This is a genomic window from Clostridium sp. (genome assembly GCF_036781005.1).
Lineage (GTDB): Bacteria > Bacillota > Clostridia > Clostridiales > Clostridiaceae > Clostridium_B.
This window is the reverse complement of sequence record NZ_DAIQBT010000007.1, coordinates 13,397-34,646: the sequence shown is the minus strand read 5'-3', so window position 1 is coordinate 34,646 and position 21,250 is coordinate 13,397. Positions and strand designations below refer to the sequence as shown.

15 protein-coding genes are annotated in these 21,250 nt (G+C 30.5%); 3 read left to right on the top strand and 12 right to left on the bottom strand.

The window, feature by feature from the left end:
- Window positions 1–59: 59 nt before the first annotated feature.
- From V7Q02_RS04220 to V7Q02_RS04180, 9 genes are all read right to left on the bottom strand, one after another.
- Window positions 60–1,046, bottom strand: coding sequence for an acyltransferase family protein (locus V7Q02_RS04220; RefSeq protein ID WP_333859734.1), 987 nt, complete (start codon window positions 1,044–1,046; stop codon window positions 60–62).
- Between the two features lie 77 nt (window positions 1,047–1,123).
- On the bottom strand, window positions 1,124–2,413 hold the full coding sequence (locus tag V7Q02_RS04215; RefSeq protein ID WP_333859733.1) for an O-antigen polymerase: 1,290 nt from the start codon (window positions 2,411–2,413) through the stop codon (window positions 1,124–1,126).
- Window positions 2,414–2,431: 18 nt separating this feature from the next.
- Window positions 2,432–3,442 (bottom strand): glycosyltransferase family 2 protein, encoded by a 1,011-nt coding sequence (locus V7Q02_RS04210; protein WP_333859732.1) that lies wholly within the window; start codon window positions 3,440–3,442, stop codon window positions 2,432–2,434.
- Window positions 3,443–3,495: 53 nt separating this feature from the next.
- Window positions 3,496–4,608 (bottom strand): glycosyltransferase, encoded by a 1,113-nt coding sequence (locus V7Q02_RS04205; protein ID WP_333859731.1) that lies wholly within the window; start codon window positions 4,606–4,608, stop codon window positions 3,496–3,498.
- A gap of 5 nt (window positions 4,609–4,613) precedes the next feature.
- The gene (locus V7Q02_RS04200; RefSeq protein WP_333859730.1) at window positions 4,614–5,795 is read right to left on the bottom strand and encodes a glycosyltransferase; all 1,182 of its coding nucleotides are present in this window, start codon (window positions 5,793–5,795) and stop codon (window positions 4,614–4,616) included.
- Window positions 5,796–5,814: 19 nt separating this feature from the next.
- The gene (locus V7Q02_RS04195; RefSeq protein ID WP_333859729.1) at window positions 5,815–7,653 is read right to left on the bottom strand and encodes a polysaccharide biosynthesis protein; all 1,839 of its coding nucleotides are present in this window, start codon (window positions 7,651–7,653) and stop codon (window positions 5,815–5,817) included.
- 171 nt (window positions 7,654–7,824) lie between these two features.
- Window positions 7,825–8,757 (bottom strand): UTP--glucose-1-phosphate uridylyltransferase GalU, encoded by a 933-nt coding sequence (gene galU, locus V7Q02_RS04190; RefSeq protein WP_333859727.1) that lies wholly within the window; start codon window positions 8,755–8,757, stop codon window positions 7,825–7,827.
- A gap of 216 nt (window positions 8,758–8,973) precedes the next feature.
- Window positions 8,974–10,065 carry a tetratricopeptide repeat protein gene (locus tag V7Q02_RS04185; RefSeq protein ID WP_333859726.1) on the bottom strand — a complete coding sequence of 364 codons (1,092 nt, stop codon included), beginning with the start codon at window positions 10,063–10,065 and terminating at the stop codon, window positions 8,974–8,976.
- A 27-nt stretch (window positions 10,066–10,092) separates the two neighbouring features.
- Window positions 10,093–11,820 carry a phospho-sugar mutase gene (locus V7Q02_RS04180; protein ID WP_333859725.1) on the bottom strand — a complete coding sequence of 576 codons (1,728 nt, stop codon included), beginning with the start codon at window positions 11,818–11,820 and terminating at the stop codon, window positions 10,093–10,095.
- Window positions 11,821–12,090: 270 nt separating this feature from the next.
- On the opposite strand from V7Q02_RS04180, the gene V7Q02_RS04175 reads away from it, so the two are divergent.
- Entirely contained in the window at window positions 12,091–13,551 is a 1,461-nt protein-coding gene (locus tag V7Q02_RS04175) for an aminotransferase class I/II-fold pyridoxal phosphate-dependent enzyme (RefSeq protein ID WP_333859723.1), read from the top strand.
- 35 nt (window positions 13,552–13,586) lie between these two features.
- Here V7Q02_RS04175 and V7Q02_RS04170 read toward each other — a convergent pair whose 3' ends face one another.
- Genes V7Q02_RS04170 through V7Q02_RS04160 form a run of 3 tightly spaced genes read right to left on the bottom strand, consistent with a single transcriptional unit; the run spans window position 13,587 to window position 18,792 of the window.
- Window positions 13,587–14,030, bottom strand: a complete 444-nt coding sequence (locus V7Q02_RS04170) for a DUF523 domain-containing protein (protein ID WP_333859722.1) — start codon at window positions 14,028–14,030, stop codon at window positions 13,587–13,589.
- 19 nt (window positions 14,031–14,049) lie between these two features.
- A complete protein-coding gene (locus tag V7Q02_RS04165) occupies window positions 14,050–16,410 on the bottom strand; it encodes an endonuclease MutS2 (protein WP_333859721.1) in 2,361 nt (786 codons plus the stop codon).
- A gap of 36 nt (window positions 16,411–16,446) precedes the next feature.
- Window positions 16,447–18,792, bottom strand: a complete 2,346-nt coding sequence (locus V7Q02_RS04160; protein ID WP_333859720.1) for a U32 family peptidase — start codon at window positions 18,790–18,792, stop codon at window positions 16,447–16,449.
- A gap of 247 nt (window positions 18,793–19,039) precedes the next feature.
- On the opposite strand from V7Q02_RS04160, the gene V7Q02_RS04155 reads away from it, so the two are divergent.
- Entirely contained in the window at window positions 19,040–19,846 is an 807-nt protein-coding gene (locus V7Q02_RS04155) for a CsxC family protein (RefSeq protein WP_333859719.1), read from the top strand.
- A gap of 342 nt (window positions 19,847–20,188) precedes the next feature.
- Window positions 20,189–21,037 carry a hypothetical protein gene (locus tag V7Q02_RS04150; protein ID WP_333859718.1) on the top strand — a complete coding sequence of 283 codons (849 nt, stop codon included), beginning with the start codon at window positions 20,189–20,191 and terminating at the stop codon, window positions 21,035–21,037.
- Window positions 21,038–21,250 lie beyond the last annotated feature (213 nt).

The following is a 21,250-nucleotide window of genomic DNA, read 5'->3' as shown; positions in this document are numbered from 1 at the left end:
AATTTCATATACAATGATGTATAATTCTTACTATTTAGTGAATAATTTATGACTAAATTTTATTTATGTCCTAAAAATATTTTGCTGAGCAGCTGATTTTTACTAAGAATATACATAGATATTATTATTGGTAAAAATCCTGCAAAAAACATTATAAAGATTACAATATTGTAGTTTACACCAAGTACCTGATAAATTGCTACCCTCACTCCTGTCTGAAAAAACCAGGATAACAGATAAATATCATAACTGTATTTTCCTATACCCTCAAATAACCTTCCAAAATAACCATTCACTATTAAATTTGACAACATTAAAAATATACTGCTTCCTAAAAGAGAAGTAATTAAATTATGATAAGGATACATTACCTTCGCAGGCTGGAGGGATTTCAAATTTAAGATTACAATTAATATGAAAAATATTGTAATTGCTATCTGTTTATTCTTAATATTTGACCATGTTTTATATGTACTATTTAAGTAAATTCCAAAGAAGAAATAAAATAAATAGTGAACTACTCCATAAACATACATAAATCCTATTTGTGTTGTAAATAGTAAATTTAATATTAAAGTTACTAAAAGAGTTATATTTAAAGGAAGCTTTTTAAATAATGGTGCCACTACAAATATGAAAAATAATGTGTATATAAACCAAAAATACTGTATAGGAATATCCAAAGGATAAAATATTATATTTATTATTAGATCATTTAAATTTATAGGCCTTGCAGCATAATTATTCATATATAGCTTTATAGGCACTGCAATTAAAGATACAGAAATATAAGGCACCATAAGCCTTTTGAATTTTCCATAAATAAATGTTCCATAACTTTTCAAAGAGTTTATCTCATATATTTTATGGGCAAAAAAACCTGATATAACAAAAAACAATGGCATATGAAATGAATATATAAACCTGTATATATAAGCATAGAAACTACTGCCATTAAATTGTGCATCAGGGAAAGAATGTCCAAGAACCACCAGAAATATACCTATTCCCCTGGCTATATCCATATCCTTATAATGTTTTTTCATAATGATTTACCACCCTTTGTTCAATTCACGATTTACAATTCACAGTTTGCGATTCACGATTTACAGTTGAAGGAGTGTCATAGGTCTTCGGGCATCAGATATGCTAGAAGCAAACCAAGTCCAAGTCCATTGGTGAGCAGAGTTGTCAATATAGGACCATTGAATAATGCCATTACCCCTCCAAATAACAGTGCCGATACTAAAAATATATTTTTATTTTCTACAGATTTTATAACTATCATTATAAAATAGAGAAGTACTGCAAATAAAATTATTCCTATAATACCAAAATTCATATATGCATCTCCATACCAAGTTACATTAAGTCTCATGTCTGATCTGCCATAATATACTGTTCCCATGTAAAAATTAGGATCCATATTATATACATTTTTGAAGAAATGGCCAAATATACTATGAGATAATAGCATTTTAGGATACATCCAGAAAAAATCATAATATTCTAGTGCTATTAATGGAGGAAATAAAAATATTCTTATAATTATAAGAAGGTATATGGATAATTTTTTAAAATAAAATGCAATAAGACCCACCACTATGGACAAAAGCATCATTTTCTCTATAAAACTTCTCTTTATCCCTGATTTCAAAACCATAGCAAAAAATGGAGCCAAAAGCAAAACAGCAAACTGGCTTTTATATGCCGCATAACCATATAACACTAATTGCAGTATAAAAGGTATAAATATAAGCTTATATTTTTTCTTATATATTAAAAATGTAAGTATAAAAGGATTTATTACATTGCCAAGCCATTGTATGAAGTAATCATCAAACTTTCCTGCTGTATCCCTATAATTAAGTCTTACGCCATACACGTCCTTAAAGGCTTCTATTATCTTGGTAGGAAGTCCCAAGGTATAAATGAGATATGAATATGCAATTACCATAAAAGCTATAATCCCTATCCAGAATACTTTAGGGGTAATTTTAATCCTTGGAATTTCAAAATCCGGTTTACTTACAAGCAATATGCCTATTACAGCAATGAAAGTTATAAGATATATGTATATTTCTGAATTTTTACTCTCTGCCAATCCACTCATACTATATACTATTAAAAGAGGTGTTATATTTAAAGTTAAAAATAAAAACCAATATAAACTTGACAGTTTCTCAATCCTTGAAGGGACTAAAAATATTAAAGTATAAACTATAATTACAAATAAAGGTGCCATAACAAATACTCTTTTTAAAATACCTGTGTTTATTATAAAGTTAAAGGATTTATAATATGTAATGGAACCAATATATCCTGTTATCAATCCCGCTATCATAAGCATATATAAAACAAATGAGGTTATTTTACTATTTTCATTTCCCCTATTACAAATTTTATGTATCATCTTGGAATATCCTTCCTTTCACTGGTTATTTGTTTTTAGATGCTTTTTTAAGCCAGTAAAAAAGCCAACTATAGTTCCTAATCCATACATAATATGAAGTAGAAAAAATAGTACAAACATTAAAGGTATGTATTTTATTCCATTTTTTACACCTATTTTTATGCATTCTATCATATCTACGATAAAATAACTTCCTAAAGCCATAATTTCTATTATTCTACTTGGGAAAAATAGTTTATAGCTTAACCCAAATATTACTATGGTAAGGAAAAATATCAAAGGCACAAGATGTCTTATTCTCACTATCTCTCTATTATTAACAAGAGACTGGCCTATTGCCTTTCCATTGTCATAATTTTGGGATAATACCTTCTTTATACTGCTTCTAGGTTTATAATAGGCTATTATATTTTTATTCTGATATATTTTATATCCATTTTTTAATATTCTATTGTTTAAATCATTGTCTTCACTTCTCATAAAACTTTCGTTGTAAAAACCAATTTTATCAAATACCCACCTGTAGAAAGCCCCATTCCACACCGTATCCACAAATCCATCATAATCTTTCTGTCTGAATTTTGCTACGCCTATTCCAAATTTACTTTCATGAAGAAAAACAATAGAGTTTTCCACATAGGATTTTGAGGTGAGCAAATAGGTGGGCCCTCCTACATTTACTACATTATCCTCTTTAAACTTATTTAATGTATTTACACATTCTTCTACATAATTTTTATCATATAATGCATGGGCATCAACCCTGACCACTATATCACCCTTTGCCATTTTTATACCTTTATTTAGGGCAGCAGACTGAATTTTTTTTTCATTGTCTATTAAGACTATCTTTTCATTTTGAAAATTTTTCAATATATCTCTTGTAGAGTCTGTAGACATACCATCTATAACTAATATTTCAATAATATTTTCATAAGTTTGATTAACTATGGATTTTAAACATTCCTCTATATAAAGTTCTTCATTATACACGGGAATTATTATTGAAACCGTATGTTTATTATACATATGATTCTCCTTTAATAAATTTTCCATGGAAAGGCAGGAAATAACCTGTGTAACTATTTACCATAAATTGAATCCAACTTGGGTTCATTACTTTCCCAAAAATAATTACTTTTTGCTTTTCTCATATTTTCTATTATATTATCTTTTTCCTGGGGATCCTTTAGAAGTTTCCCTATAATATGTTCTATTTCTTCTCTGAGATTCTTTCCTTCTATTCCATAGCCAAAATTATTTTTCCACACCTCATATCCAAACTCCGTAACCTTATTGGCAATAATAGGTGTCTCTGTTATTATGCTTTCATAGAATTTATTGGGCATGGATATGGTAGCCGTATCCCCTGGATAAAAGGCATAAGTTACATCTATGTTTTTATAAAGAGTTTCAAGCTCACTTATATTATAAGCACCTTTTATTTCTACATTTGAAAACTTTTTAGAATAACTTGCAAGCTGTTCTGCATATATTCCCCATCCACAAATTATTATCTTTACAGCTTTATTATACTTTTGAGAGGCATCAATTAAAGCTTTTATCTCATCATAATATCTAACAGAACCTATAAATCCAACTCTAAGTAAATTATCTGAAGTTTTTTCTATATCCTTAAATAAACTTTTATAAGGTGCATTATTTACTATGTAAATATTCTTACTTCTTTTTTTATAAACTTTCTTCATCTTGGGAGTGACTACTATGTGGGTATCCACTCTCCTTATCATATGTCTTTCCAGAAAAATAACAGAATAATACACAAGCTTATTTAAAAACCTTTTTCTATTGTAAAAATACATATAAAATAAGTCATGTTCATCATAGGTAAGCTTTAACTTAAGTTTCTTGTTTACATTATATCCTATAAAAAGTCCATCAAAATCATGACAGTGCAGTGCCTGAAAATTTTTATCTTTTAGGTACCTATAGACATCTTTTTTAAAATTCAAAAATTTGAAAATTTGTTTATATCCTGTACCATATTCTGCATTTCCAAAAAATCTTACTATATGTATCCCCTCTAAGTCCTCTTCCTGTTTATCTATATAGGTTCCTTCTCTATCCCAACATAAAATTGTTACCTTGTGTCCAAGTTTTTTAAGTGACTTTGCTTCTTTATATACTCTGGGATCCGGATCAAATCCATTGGTCAATATCATTGCAATATTCACTTTATTCACCTCATAATTTCATTGTATATATCAATAGTTTTTTGTGCATTTCTAAGCCAGGTGAACTCCTTAAGCACAGTATTTTTACCATTTTCACCTATTACACTGGCTTTGTCCTTGTGACTTAATATATAATCTATAGTAAAAATCAAATCTTCTACCTTGCAGGGTTCAACTAAAAAGCCATTCTTTTTATCTTCTATAACATCTTCTATTCCCTGTCCCCTGACTCCTATAACCGGTATTCCACTATTCATGGCTTCTATATATACTATTCCAAACCCTTCCTGCCAGCTGGGAAGTGAAAAAACATCACACTTTGAAGACATATATTTTATTACTTTTGCATGAGGCAATCTGCCAAGAAAAACTACATTTTTATTTAAATTAAGATCATTTACCAACTTTCTTAAATTTTTATTTTCTTCTCCATCACCAATTATGTAATACATTAAATCAGGGTATGTTTTTACAAGTTCTGATACTGCCTTTATATTTAAATCTATACCTTTAGTTTTTATCAGGGCAGAAACACTTAACATTATGTGACTTCCTTTTAATTTGACCTGTTCATTTATTACATACTCCTCAGGGTTTATGCCATTATTTATAACTGTGGTTTTATTTAAAATATAATTTTCCTTTATAACATTTTTCAATTTATTACTGACAGTTATTATTTTATCTGCATCTTTTAAAACCTTAAATACATTTTTTCTGCACATACCATTCTTTTTTATGGTGTACTGGAAATCCTGGCCATGAATGGTCACTACAAAAGGTACCTTATATTTTCTGCTCAAAAAAATACTAGCAAAACCCACAGGTATAGCAGTATGTGCATGTATAACATTAAATTTAAATCTTTTGTATAATTTATTTATGGTTCTTCTTATACCAAGATACATAAAAATTCCAGAATACTGCAAAAACAATCCCCTGGGGAATTCTATATATCTTGGATAAAAAACCTCCACCCCATCAAGAAACATTTTAGTTGGAATGTCAATGTAAGTTTTATATTTTCTTATTATGCCTAAAAAAGACGGTACATAAGGTACCGGACATATTACCTTCACTTTACAGCCCTCATTTATAAGCTTCTGCACCTGTTTATGGACAAAAATACCCAAAACACTATTTGAAGGCGAGGGATACATATGGGAAATAACTAGTACATTCTTCATGGGCTTATTCATCCTTTTATTATTTTTTTCTCTTATAGGTAGGAACCTTTTTTTCTATAATCTGAATTATCTGTTCCCTATCCTGATCCAGTACTTCTTTAAATTCATCAATAGATTTTTCTATAAAATTCATATCTATTTTGTTAGGCTTTTCTACAAATATTTTATCATGTTCTGTAGAAGTCAATGCTATTTCATTCATAAGTAGTTCTTCATATAATTTTTCACCTGGTCTAAGACCTGTATATTCTATTTTTATATCTACATCTGGTTCATATCCTGACAAAGTTATAAGATCTCTTGCCAAGTCTACTATTTTTACAGGTTTCCCCATATCAAGTACAAAAATTTCTCCTCCTGCAGCTATAGCACCTGCCTGAATTACCAATTGAGCCGCTTCTGGAATTGTCATAAAAAATCTATTTATCTCAGGATGAGTTACTGTAACAGGCCCCCCATGAGCTATTTGTCTTTTAAATAAAGGAATCACAGAACCATTGCTTCCAAGTACATTCCCAAATCTTACAGCTACATATTCAGTTTTGCTGACTTCATTAAAAGCCTGCACCATTATCTCACAAAATCTTTTTGTAGCTCCCATAACATTAGTAGGATTCACCGCTTTATCTGTACTTATCTGTACAAATTTCTCTACTTTAAATTCATCACAGCATCTTAAAACCTGGTAAGTGCCGATTATATTATTCTTTACTGCTTCTTGAGGATTGCTTTCCATAAGAGGAACATGCTTATGGGCAGCTGCATGAAAAACCACCTGTGGAGTATATTTTTCAAATATATCCTCTAATCTGTTATAATCTCTTATAGATGCTATAATTACCTTTTTATTCAAATCAGCGTAATTATAATTCAATTCCATCTCAAGATCATATACATTGTTTTCATACACATCCAATATAAGTAATTGTTTGGGATGAAACTTAGCTATTTGTCTGCATAGTTCAGATCCTATGGATCCGCCCCCCCCTGTAACCATTATAATTTTGTCTTTTATGTACTTGCTTATATCCTGTGTATTTAATTTAACCTCTTCTCTTCCAAGCAAATCCTCTATATTTACATCTCTAAGTTTTGTAATATTTACATTTCCGTCTATCATCTCATATATCCCCGGCAAAGTTTTTAGCTTGCACTTTGTATTTTTACATATATTTATAATCTCCCGTTTTGTATGAAGATCAGCAGAGGGCATTGCAATTATTATCTCTTCTATGCCTCTGTTTTTACATATATCTATTATTCTACTTCTTCCACCTAAAACTTCCACTCCCCTTATAAGTTTTCCCTTTTTAGATTTATCATCATCTACAAGCCCTATTATATTATAATTGAAATTTGTATGTTTTTTTATTTCTTTTATAAGCATGGCGGCAGCATCCCCTGCTCCAATTATAAGTAGATTCTTATCTCTTCTTTTTTTAGAACTCTCCTCTTTTTTGTCCCCGGACAATCTATATATAAATCTCACTCCGCCTAGTGCCAATACAGACAGTATCCAGAGGATTATATGTACTGTATAAGGAAATCTATAATACCTGTTTTCTAAAAATTTATAATTTATAAAGTAACTGTAAATTATAAAAATAATATTGGATAGAGATACAGAATATACTATGGATATAAGCTCCTCCACAGATGCATATTTCCATATACTACTATATAAATTGAAAAATTTATTACACACTAAAGTTACTATGACTACTGGAATAACAGATAATTTAAAAAATATCATATATTCCGATGGTATATTAAAATCAAACTTGAGTAATAAAGCAAAATATAAAGAAGCTATGATAAAAAATATGTCATATACTATAAGTTTTTTGTCTTTCTGCATTTAAACACTTCCTAATTCCATGGATTATAAAAACTCTCCTTATCTATTTTACATCATAAAGAAAATTAATCAACATATTTTTACCATGCACCAATTATGCACAGAAGCTTAACACAGGCATAATTATTTTTGCTGTAATTCAACCCCTAGTTAAATTACAGCAAAATCCAATTAACGTGATTGTAATTGTTTTTCTTTCACATTTTCCGTTAATTCATCTTTAACTTCTTTAAATATAGGCTGTTCTTTTAATCCTAAAAGATATTTCATAAAAGGTTTTTTTAATTCTTCCTTTTTTAATGCAAATTCCACTGTAGCCTGAAGAAATCCAAGCTTATCACCTACATCATATCTTCTTCCTTGAAAAGTATATGCATACATAGCCTCATTCTTTGCCAGTGTTCTAAGGGCATCTGTAAGCTGAATTTCCCCTCCTTTTCCCGGAGTGGTATTTTGCAGTATTTCAAATATGGAAGGAGTTATTATATATCTTCCAAGTATACCCATATTTGAAGGTGCTTCTTCTACTTTAGGCTTTTCTATTAAGTCTTTAACCTTATATACATTATTTTCTATGTACATACCTTTAACTATGCCATATTTGTATACTTCCTCCTCAGGTACTTCCTGTACTCCTATAATTGAGGTTTTATATTCATTATAACAATCTATAAGCTGTTTTAGACAAGGTACATCATTATCTACCACATCATCTCCAAGCATTACTGCAAAAGGCTGATTTCCTACAAAAGTTTTAGCACAGCCTATAGCATGACCAAGACCCTTTGGTTCTTTTTGTCTTATATAGTAAATATCTGATATGTTGGATATATCCTTTACCATTTTCAACAGTTCTTCTTTGCCTTTTTTTTCAAGTTCTCTTTCCAATTCTATAGATTTATCAAAATGATCTTCTATAGCCCTCTTATTTCTTCCCGTTATTATCAATATTTCTTCTATTCCAGAGGCTACAGCCTCTTCTATGATATATTGTATAGTGGGCTTATCTACTATAGGAAGCATTTCTTTAGGTTGAGCCTTAGTAGCAGGTAAAAACCGTGTCCCGAGTCCTGCAGCAGGTATTATAGCTTTTTTTACATTCATAACAACTCTCCTCTCAATTAATCTTTAACTTTTATCCGAACGCTGCCATTGCTAATACTCCCATCTTCTTCAAAGTGGGAGATAAACACTGCTACACGCCTGGATAAGTTCTTCCCCTAAAGGATAACGTATTCTAAGTGCTAAAGACACTAAGAATACTGTTAATAAGGCTCCAGATGGAGATAAGTATTTCTCTGTAGCAAACTCCACCTGAACCTAAGAATCACCTGATTTACTTGTGTTGTTAATTATACCTTCTAATTCCACTACCACTTGATCTTCTGGATCTAACTTTTTTGCAATTTCCAAATGAACTTTAGCATCTTTTAAATTCCCCGAATTTAAATAACATAATATAAGATTTGTACATACCTCCACTGATTTAGTGGCCTGAAAGGCCTTTCTCAAATAGGCTATAGCCCTTTCATAATTTCCCAAAGATGCATAGTTTATTCCCATTTCATTAACTACTTCTACTATACTGCTATCTATATTCAAAGCTTCATTTAAATAGTAAATAGCCTTTTCATGATTTGCAATCATCCTGTATGCCACAGCTATATAATAATAAATAGAAGTATTGTTTCCTAAAATATCTATGAGAGGAATTAAATACTTTAGAGCTTCTATAGGGTTACTCTCTAAAAGTTCTTTCCCCCTGTCATAATCTACACAAGACTTCAGCCACTGCTTCATATCTGTTACATCCAGGGTTTCTTCTCCCCCTTTTGCTACATAGTCATTTATACAAAATAATGCCCTTTTATAATTTCCTTCTTCTTTCTTTATAATTGCCTCATATAGATAAGGCAGGGCATAGTTATCTTTAAGTTTGGCCTTTTGTAATATATTTAATTCCTCTTCTTTAAATACATTATTTTTTTTTCTTAATTCCTCTGCCATAATTATAAGCTTATCATATATTCCTATTGTATCTTCTATTTGGGACAAACCTTTTAAAATTATGTAGCCCTCTTCATAATTTTTATTTTTAACATTTTTTCCAATTATACTTTTTATAAAATTATTATTATTTTTATCTTTGGAAATTATCTCTTTATAGTATTTGTTAAATTTAAAATCTTCATCTGCCCCCAGTACATAAAACATACCTTCTATAAAATATGTTACAGGTATTTTATCCAGATTATCCTTTAATTTCACACTATCTACTATATATTTGGAGTTTATGGGTATATATATATCTTCCTTTAGTAAAACATGAAATATTTTTTTTACATTTTCTTTTCTTACTTCTAAAAATAGTAATTTAGACAATTTCTCTGCAAAATACGATTTTATATTCATAAGTTATGTCACCTGCACATTTTATTATTAACACTTTGCATCTTTGATTATATCCATTACATTTTGTCTTAATACTTCCATTTTCTCTTCTGAATCTTTAAAACTATTTCCTATTACTGAAAAATAAAGTTTTATCTTTGGTTCTGTTCCTGAAGGCCTTACTACAAACCAGCTCTTGTCTTCCATAATAAATTTAAGTACATTGGATTTTGGGAGCTGTATTGTATTTTCAGTTATATTTACAAGATCCTTTTCGATACTCAATTTATAGTCCAGCTTTTTAATTATTTTTACTCCACCCAGTGTCCTTTTCATTGAATGTCTCAAATATTCAAGTATAGTGTCCATTTCTTCGCAGCCTTCCCTACCTTTAAGTTCTATGGAAACTATGGTTTCCCTGTAAAATCCATATTTTTTATAAAGATTTATTAAAGCTTCGTATATATTTATTCCTTTCATTTTATAATATAAGGCCATTTCACATATTAGGGTGGATGCAATTACAGCATCTTTATCTCTTACAAAATCTCCTGCCAAATAACCGTAACTTTCCTCAAATCCAAATATGAATTTTTTATCTCCCAACTGTTCGAATTCCTTTATTTTTTCTCCTATATATTTAAACCCGGTTAACAGATCGATAAGTTCCACATTATATTCTTTTACTATATCTCTTACCATTTCTGTGGTTACTATTGTTTTTATTATGACTCCATTTTCAGGCAATATATTCAACTCTTTAAGTGAAGATAAAATATATTCTGTCAAAAGAATTCCCACTTGATTTCCAGTGAGGGCTCTATAATTATTGTCATCGTCTCTTACTATAACTCCTATTCTGTCACAATCAGGGTCCGTTCCAAATATTATATCTGGTTTTAAGTCTTTTGCAAGGTCTAAGGCCAATTTGAATACTTTTGGATCTTCTGGATTAGGACATGCTGCTGTAGGAAAATTGCCATCTGGATATTCCTGTTCCTTTACTATAAATAAATTTTCATATCCCAATTCTTTCAAGGCTCTCCTTACAGGAATATTTCCAGTTCCATGAAGAGGTGTATATATTATATTCAAGTTCTTTCCATAAAAGGATACCATATCCTTTCTTATAACCATCTGTTTTACTCTTTCTATATAAGGTCTATCTATATCTTCTCCTATTATATTTAAAATTTTCCTTTCCTTTGCTTCCTTTATATCCATACGCTTTATCTTGGAAAAATCATTCACATCATTTATATAGCCAAGTATTTTATTTGCAACTTTATCTGTTACCTGCCCTCCATCTTCTCCATAAACTTTATATCCATTGTAATTTTTAGGATTGTGAGATGCAGTTATAACAATACCTGCTTTGCATTTAAGTTCTCTTACTGCATAAGAAAGCATGGGAGTAGGATGAAGTGTACCAAAAAGATTTACTGTTATACCATTTGCACATAAATTAGCTGCAGCAGCTTTTGCAAATTCTTCAGACATTATTCTGCAATCGTAGGCTATAGCTGCAGAAATATCACTACCATATGTTTCTATAAGGTATCTTGATAATCCTTCAGTGGTTTTTCCAATAGTATGTATATTCATTCTATTAGTTCCAAGGCCTATTACCCCTCTGAGACCTCCCGTACCAAACTCCAAATCCTTATAAAACCTATCTTCTATTTCTTTTTCATCCCCTATATTCTTTAATTCTAACTTTTCCTCATCATTCAAATAAGATGAATTTAACCAGAATTCATACTTTTCTCTATACATATTTTTACCTCCTACATGCAATATTTAGCATTTACTATTATACTATAAATTTTATAGTGAAAAATACTTATATTATTATATTTTACTTTATGTACATAATTTATAAATATGTTATTAATACATTTTATTATTATATAAAAATTAACTGCATATTATTGAATTTATAAATCAATTAACATATAATGATATTAGTTTTTATTAAACGTGTGGTACGCCCTTTAATTTAAAAAGTTAAAGGGATATTTTTATGAAAGAAGGTGCTTTATCAAGGTGTATAGATTAGATCAAAGTGAAACTCCACTATTTGATGCACTGATGGAATATGTGAACAGAGAAACCATACCCTTCCATGTACCAGGGCATAAAAAAGGTGTCGGTATGGATAAGGAATTCAAACAATTTATAGGGGAAAACCCTTTTAAAATTGACGTTACTGTATTTAAACTAGTGGATAGCCTTCACCACCCTACAGGTCCAATAAAAAAAGCTCAACAATTAGCTGCAGATGCCTATGGTTCCGATGCTGCTTTTTTTTCCATTCATGGCACATCAGGAGCCATACAGTCAATGATTATGTCTGTAGTAAATTCAGGTGACAAATTAATAATTCCAAGAAATGTGCATAAATCAGTCACCGCTGGAATTATACTAAGCGGTGCCATACCTGTATATATGCAGCCGGCCCTGGATAAAAGAGTAGGCATAGCACAGGGAGTTACTCCTGAAACTGTGGAGGAGACTTTAAAGAAAAATACCGATGCTAAGGCCGTTTTAATAATAAATCCTACTTATTATGGAGTAGCTACAGATATAAAGAAAATTTCAGATATTGTACACAGTTATAATATTCCTTTAATAGTAGATGAAGCTCACGGACCACACCTTGGTTTTAATGATAATCTACCTATGTCTGCCATAGAGGCTGGTGCAGATATGTGCTCCCAGAGCACCCATAAAATAATCGGTGCTTTAACCCAATGTTCCCTGCTTCATGTCTGTTCGGAGCGTATTGACATAAATAGAGTACATCAGGTTTTATCTCTTTTGCAGACAACTTCCCCCTCTTATATTTTAATGGCTTCATTGGATTGTGCCAGAAGACAAATAGCATTACATGGAGAGGAACTTTTAAACAAATCCATTGAACTTTCAAATTATCTTCGATATGAAATAAATAGAATTAAAGGATTTTACTGTTTTGGAGAAGAAATACTGGGAAATGAAGGAGTGGCAGCCCTTGATCCTACCAAGATAACTATAAACTGCAGAGAACTTGGAATTACAGGATATGATCTGGATATGATCTTATCCAATAAATATCACATCCAAATGGAACTTTCCGATTTATATAATGTTTTAGCAGTAGGATCTTTTGGAGATACCAAAGAAGCTATAGATACTCTTTTACATGCATTAAGAGAAATAAGCAGTGAATATTTCGTTAAAGAAAATAAAAAATCCGACTTTTTAGATATTCCCAACATACCAAAACAAATACGGATTCCAAGAGATGCATTTAATTCTCCTAAAAAATCACTTCTTCTAAAAAATAGCATAGGTATGATAAGTGGAGAGTTTCTCATGGCCTACCCTCCCGGAATACCAATACTTTGTCCTGGAGAAGAAATAACAAAAGAAATTGTAGACTATGTACAAAAACTAAAGGATACCGGATTATATGTTCAAGGTACTGAAGACCCTGAAGTAGAATATATAAAGGTAGTGATATAATTAAATACAAGGTACTTTAAGTACCTTGTATTTATCTATACATCTTCCTCTGTATATATTTTTATTCCATTTTTAATAAGCAGTTCTGCTGTAACCCCATTTCCTTTTATAATATTTTTTTTAAAACTACCATCATAAATTTTATTATATCCACAGGATGGACTTTTAGATTTCAATATGGCCTTTTTTATATTAAATGTTTTAGCTGCATTTAAAGTTTCATAGGCACCTCTTAAAAAGTTATCTGTAACATCTTTTCCATCCTGAGTTATTACAACAGCTTTTTTATTCAACACATCGCATCCTGTACCACCCCATATTTCACAGGGTTCTCTCGGGGTGGTAAGTCCCCCTAACTGTTCTGGACACACAGGTATCATACCCTCTTTTTCTATAAGTTCCAAAATCTTTTGAGAAATATTATTCCCCCCATTATATTTGGTATTCATACCACATAAACATGCACTGACTAATATCATCTTTTTCCTCCCAAAAACCTTATTTCAATTCTACTATGGTAACTCCTGTTCCACCTTCACCATACTCACCAATTCTATACCTTTTTACATGGGAATGAGACTTTAACATATTTGTTATAGAAGTCCTCAATACCCCAGTGCCTTTCCCATGTATTACAGTGACCTCTTTAAGTCCTGCCATATACGCATCATCTAAGTACTTATCTGTAATATAGGATGCCTCTATGGAATCCATTCCCCTTAAATCCACTGAGGTGGAAACACTTTTTAAATTCAAATTAGCCTCTCTTTTTAATTTTTTATCCGTATTTTTGGTATTTCCTTTAGCTGCTCTCAATTCCTTCAAATTAACACTTATTTTCATAATACCTGCCTGAACTTGTACTTCCCCTTTATTATCAGGTTTTGATAGCACAAGTACCTTTTGATTTAAGGATGGAATGAAAACTTCTTCACCCTCTTTTACAGATTTAAGCTGCTGTCCATTTTCCTTTTTGGATTTATATAGATTTTCCTCAGCATTTTCCAGTTTATCTTTGAGTATTTTCCTTCGTTCCTCCAGTTCATGTTTTACAGATGAATTATATCCCATTTTCTCCAGTTCTCTTATATCTTTTAAAATTCTGTCCACTTCTTCTTTGGATTCCCTTATTATTTCTCTGGCCTTACTATGGGCTTCTGCAATGGATTTATCCCTTACCTCCTGCAATCTAACAGCTTTCTGTTCATATTTTTCTTTCATTTTAGCCGCTTCTCTTTTTAAAATTTCTGCTTCTCTAAAATAATTTTCAGCTTTTATCCTTTTTTCTTGAAGACTCTGAATCAGATCTTCAAACTTTAAAGCCTCACTTGCTATATTTTTCCTTGCAGCTTTTATTATGAATTCAGGAAGTCCAAGTCTTTTAGATATTTCAAAGGCATTTGATTTCCCGGGTATTCCTATCATAAGCTTGTATGTGGGCTTTAAAGTGTCCACATCAAATTCCACTGAAGCATTTTCCACTCCGCTGCTTTTTAAAGCATAAACTTTCAATTCACTATAATGAGTTGTAGCAACTATCATAGAACCTCTATCTTTTAAATTTTCCAGTATAGATACTGCTAGTGCCGCCCCTTCTGTGGGATCTGTGCCTGCTCCCAACTCATCAAACAATATCAGGGATCTATTGTCAGAATTGTTTATTATGTTGACTATATTAGTCATATGAGAGGAAAAAGTGGATAAATTCTGCTCTATACTCTGCTCATCTCCAATGTCTGCAAATATTTCTGTAAAAAAACCTACAGTTGAATTTTCTCTGGCAGGTATCATAAGTCCACTTAAAGCCATAATGTGTAAAAGTCCTATGGTTTTAAGCGTTACCGTTTTACCTCCTGTATTAGGTCCTGTTATAACAAGACAAGTAAAATCCTTACCCATATGTACATCCATAGGTACTACTGATTTTCTATCTATAAGAGGATGCTTTCCCTCTACTATATCTATTACACAATTATCATTTATCATAGGAATGCTGCCATTTAGTTCACTGCCAAATTTAGCTTTGGAAAATATAAAATCTAACTCCCATATTATATCTGCATTATTTTTGATTACCTCTATATTATCCTGTATTTCTCGGGACAGCTCATACAATATCCTATCTATTTCAGCCTTTTCTTTTAATTTTAATTCTTTTATTTCATTGTTTAAATTCACAAGAGCCATAGGTTCTATATAAAGTGTTGACCCACTGGAACTTTGATCATGAACTAGCCCCGGTACTGAAGCCTTATTTTCTGCCTTCACCGGCAGTACATATCTATCTCCTCTTATAGTATACAAATTATCCTGCAAATAAGGGGAATAGCTTCTTACAAGAGAGTTCACCTTATCCCTTACAGAAGCATTTTTATCTCTTAAACTTTTTCTGATATTATACAAAAGAGAACTGGCCCTATCTGATATTTCATTTTCTCCTTCTATAGAAACAAAAATTTTATCTTCTAAATCCTTTAACAATACAATGCCCTGGGAAATATCCTCTATAATTCTAAATTCTTCTCCTTCTTCTTTTACCCTTATATACTTTTCAAATCTTTTGGAAGCTTTTAAAATAGATCCTATTCTAAAAATTTGTGCCGGCATAAGTATAGAACCCTTTTGTGCCATTTTTATACCCTGCCTTACATCATAAACTCCCTCAAAGGGAGGATTCCCTCTGGATATGACAAGTCTTAATGCCTCTTCAGTTTCTTCCAAATGTTCTCTCACATCATATATGTTGTTATAGGGATTTAAATTATCTACTAAATCTTTGGCTGCATTGGTAGTTGTGTACTTTTTCAATTCATCTTTTACTTTATAAAATTCTAGAATCCTTAGTGATTTTTCATTCATTTAAATTTATCCTTCCTTTCAAGTTTAAAACTATACCTATTCTACTCCATTTCTATAGTGTGATCTTGTAAATTTACTAAAATCACCTTTAAACTGTTCTTCCTTAAAATATTTTAATATCTCTTTTGTACTCTTATAACTTTCGTCAATAAAATCAGCTCTAAAAGACTTGATGCCTATACTCCTTAAATCCTTCATATTGGAAATCAGATTGACAGGTACTGTGTTGTACACATAATTCCTGCAAAATCCATCTGTTTTTAATGTAAATTCTTTTCTCTTTCTATCTACAAAGGAGAATTCCCCTTTTTCACAAACTTTACTACAATCCCTATCAGTAGATTTGTCGCCAAAAATGCTTCCTATAGCACAGTATTCACTTATCATAGCTTCTACTTTTCCATATACAAGAACCTGACTTGTAAAATTACTGTTTGAAACAATTTCTTTTATTTCATTTCTATTCAATTCTACACTTAAACAATTTCCATTAGTAAACTTATTATACATACTAAAAGCATAGCTATTTGTTATATTAAGTTTATAATCACCAAAGATTTGTACTTTATTTCTGAACTTACTTATCACACCTAGATTTCCAGTAATTATTCCTTGTATTTTGCTCAAGTTTTTATTTATAAATTCTTCTATATAATCAAACTCCATTCTTACTATATTAGGTATCTTAATATATATTTTCACAGTTTCAATAATTCCTAAATCAACAGATGTATTTCTTTTAAAAGGATTTATACATATATGGTTAAAACCCATTTCAAGAGCAGCCTCCAACTGTTCACCATTATCCACAACTACCATTTTTTCAGGAATGGAAATTTCATTAAATTTTGTTTTTAAAAGTAAACTGTTAAAAGCAGTCTTTTTTCTATTTACAGTTAGTATATATTTCTCTATCTCATTTACAAGCTTTCTTCTAATTTGGTTTATATCTGATATGGGTAAAAATCCTTCTTCAAAATTTTCAAATTCTATATTGTCAAACTTAAATATACTGTCCCCTGTTTTATTTATACTTTTACATATTCTATCCTTACTTAAAGGTTGTTTTACTGCTTCTAGAACCTTTTCTCCCCCTACCTTAAAATACTTCCCTTTAAAATTAGTGCAAAGTACAATAGGTTTACCTCTTTGAAATTGTATTTTTAAATTCAAACCTAGCTTTTTTCCATAAGGCTCCTTATAAATAGCCTGTAATTGTGTTAACTGATGAGAATCAGAGGTTTTATATAGTATATCCCCACTATTATATTTAGCTGGTACAATCTTTACTTTTTCTCCCCTATAGGCCTTATTTACTTCCTTATCATATTTAATTATTTTAGAAATGGTAAATCCTTTATTTCCGATTCTAACTCCGTCACTTAAAGATATATCCTGGTATAGAAAAACATATTTATCATTTTCCGCTCTTCCCATTTTAATTCCAGTGTTCTTAGGAAAAGAGTATGCCATCATATCTTTTCCAGTGTTCCCATATAAATAGGCTTTTGAAAAACCCTCTCTGTTAAATAATTGCAGAAGTCTCTTTTTTACATCCTTATCTGTATATATTGATGAGGATGCATTATAAAAATTTTTAATAGCATTTTTGTATTCTGTCACAACCCCAGCTACATATTCAGGTCTTTTCATTCTTCCTTCAATTTTTAAAGAAGATGTACCGCTTTCTATTATTTCATTCATATCTTCAATAGTACACATATCCTTGGGACTTAAAAGATATCCACTCTTTTCAGTACATTCTTTTTTATTTACTATTTTATAGGGAAGTCTGCAAGGCTGGGCACATCTGCCTCTATTTCCGCTTCTTCCTCCTATTATACTACTCATAAGACACTGCCCTGAATAGCATATACAAAGGGCTCCGTGTACAAATATTTCCGTTTCTATTTTAAGTTCCTGGGATATATGTCTTATCTCTTTTAAAGAAAGTTCCCTTGAAAGTACTATTCTCTTAAATCCCATATTGCTTAAAAAAAGTGCCCCTTCTCCATTATGTATTGTCATTTGAGTAGAAGCATGAACCTCAAAGTCCGGTATATTCTTCTGAAGTATATAAAAAAAACCCATGTCCTGTATTATAAGAGCATCTACCCCTATATTATATAAAAATTTTGCATACTCAAGGGCCTCCTTCAATTCTCCTTCTTTCATTAAAGTATTCATGGTCACATATATTTTTACATTATATAAATGACAGTATTTAACTGCATCTTTTATAGAAATATCATCAAAATTATGAGCATATGCCCTAGCAGAAAATTTATCTCCTCCCAAATAAATGGCATTTGCCCCTGACTGTACTGCGGCATATAAACTTTCCATATTTCCTGCAGGAGCCAATAACTCTACTCTTTCCATAAATTTCTCTCCCATGTATTAATTTATAATTCACTATTCACAATTTACAATTTATTTGGATAAATTCTTATTTATAGTATCATAAAATAGCCACATTATACAATAAAGTTACTGCTAAACCGGATAAGTGTTTTTCAAATATAATTATGGATTGTTTATGTACATTTTTCTTATTTTAGAATAGTATGTATTAGGATATAAATAACAACATTATTATCCTGAACTTTTTTAAAAAGGAGATAATAAAATGGATAACAATAATTTTTGTCCTGATTCTGATTGTAATGCTAGAGTTATAAGTGCAGATACTCTTACACCTGCTACTAATTATCCATGGCCACAAGGTCAATATAAAGTTCCAAGAGTTCTAGCAGAACTTGTACTTCAAATAGATTCAGAATCAAAAATAAAGTTAAATGAACCTGCTTATGAAATAAAAAGAATAGAAAAACAAATATTTTTAACTCAATGCAGATATATTGCACCAACTAGTAAAGTATTTATTGAAGGTTATATAAGAAAAAATATAGAATATGCTGTAAGAGAGTGCACAACGAAATCTGGAATAGGTGGAAGCATTAAAGATACTACTGTTCACATTCCAATCAAAGCTTATACTGATGTAAATTTTACAAATTTTCCACAAATTTTGCCAAATCTTCCTCCTTTAGTTGCTAGATATTTTGATTCTAAAAGAAAAGGAAAGAATATAAGAGAGGCAGATAGATCCAATATTGAAGTTTTTAATGAGCCTGTTTTTTGTGAACTTGAATGGTCTGCAATTTTTGATGCAGATATTAATGATAAAGGTATACCAATTGATGGATTTATCAATGAAGAGGAATTTGAAGAATTCACTGACAAATCAGTTGTATATTTATGCTTGAAATTACTTCAAAAACAACAGATTTGGGGTCTGGATGATTGTAAGGATAATACTAATGGTGTTAAAAATGGCGTTAAAAATGGCGTTAAAAGACAGGTTAGAAAACCATATCCTACATTGGATTCAGAATGGAATTTCCCAATTGATAGATTAAAACAAAAAAGATAGTATCTATATAGGTAGGAGCTGGTTAAAAACTAGCTCCTATTAGTAGTTAACAAAATGTATCTTAACGCATAATATAATATAAAAAGTAAAAATTTACAAAAATGTATGGATACTAAAAATTTATATACTCATCCTATAACTACATACACAAAGGATATTGATGTGGGTAATATATTCAAAGATAAAATACAAATTAAATTATTTAACTGTATAAATCCCATTAATGAAGGAAGTAAGTACCGTATTTATTGAATCATTATTTATTATAAAAAAATCACACCTATGATTTTTAAGCATAATATATAATGTAAATATTGTATACTTCTCAAAAGGAGGAAAACTATGTCAATAAACTTTAATAATTTCACACCACGTCCTGGACTTGTAAACAAGCAAGGCTGCCTGCCGGACCCATCAGAATTAGTTTGTATTGAGGTACCTAAAGTTTTTGACCAGTGTTTAATTAAAAAATGTCTTTTTTATAAAGAAGGTCCTGATACAAACAACTCAGACTGTGAATTAAGGAGCAACCCCCTGGATGAACCAAAAATATTTGCAGGCTGCAGGGATTTCAAAATTACATTAAAATCCATAGAACAAATTCCTATCATAGGTAAAATCGGATTTAAAAAAATAATTCTTTGTTACGTTATATCCTTTTATGCAGATTATATTGATTGTAATGCAGTAAACAGATCTGAACTTTTTGAAATTAATAGAAAAGACATAATTGGTAGTTTTTATTGTCCTGATTCACTATCTAAATCATCTAATACCTCTGTTAATTCCAATGATTCAAGTGACTGTGATACAAATATCATAAAACTTGAAATGGTAGCAGAAGCACTTCAAGGAGTGTTAACCGAATGCAATAATAAAAAATATCTAGATATCACTTTAGGTTATTATATTATAGTTAAGTGTCAAATAGTTGTACAGCTTCTGATACCTGCTTATAGTTACTGTCCAATACCTAAGGAACCATGTGCACCTGAGCCTGAAGAAAATCTATGTGATAAATTCAATAAGGCTCCAGTACCTAAATTTTATCCAGATCAAAACTTAAAACCATTATTTCCTGGTTCGAAAAACACCTCAAAAATAAATGAGAGTGAATATGAATATGAAGATGAATATCCTGAAGAATACGAGGAAGAGTGTATAGAAGATAATGAAGAAGAATACAAATGAATTATTCTAGAAACTAATATACTCCCCGTATCTTTCCCCACATATTTCCATAGTTATAAAATTTTTCAGAATATACTAGGGTCTTAGAATTAAAGTCATATATAAATATATATTTATAAATTATAAAATTGCTTGTAGACATATAAAACAAACCCTTTATATCACGAATAATTACCTAATCCTATAATACGACATAATTTAAAGAAGGAGCAC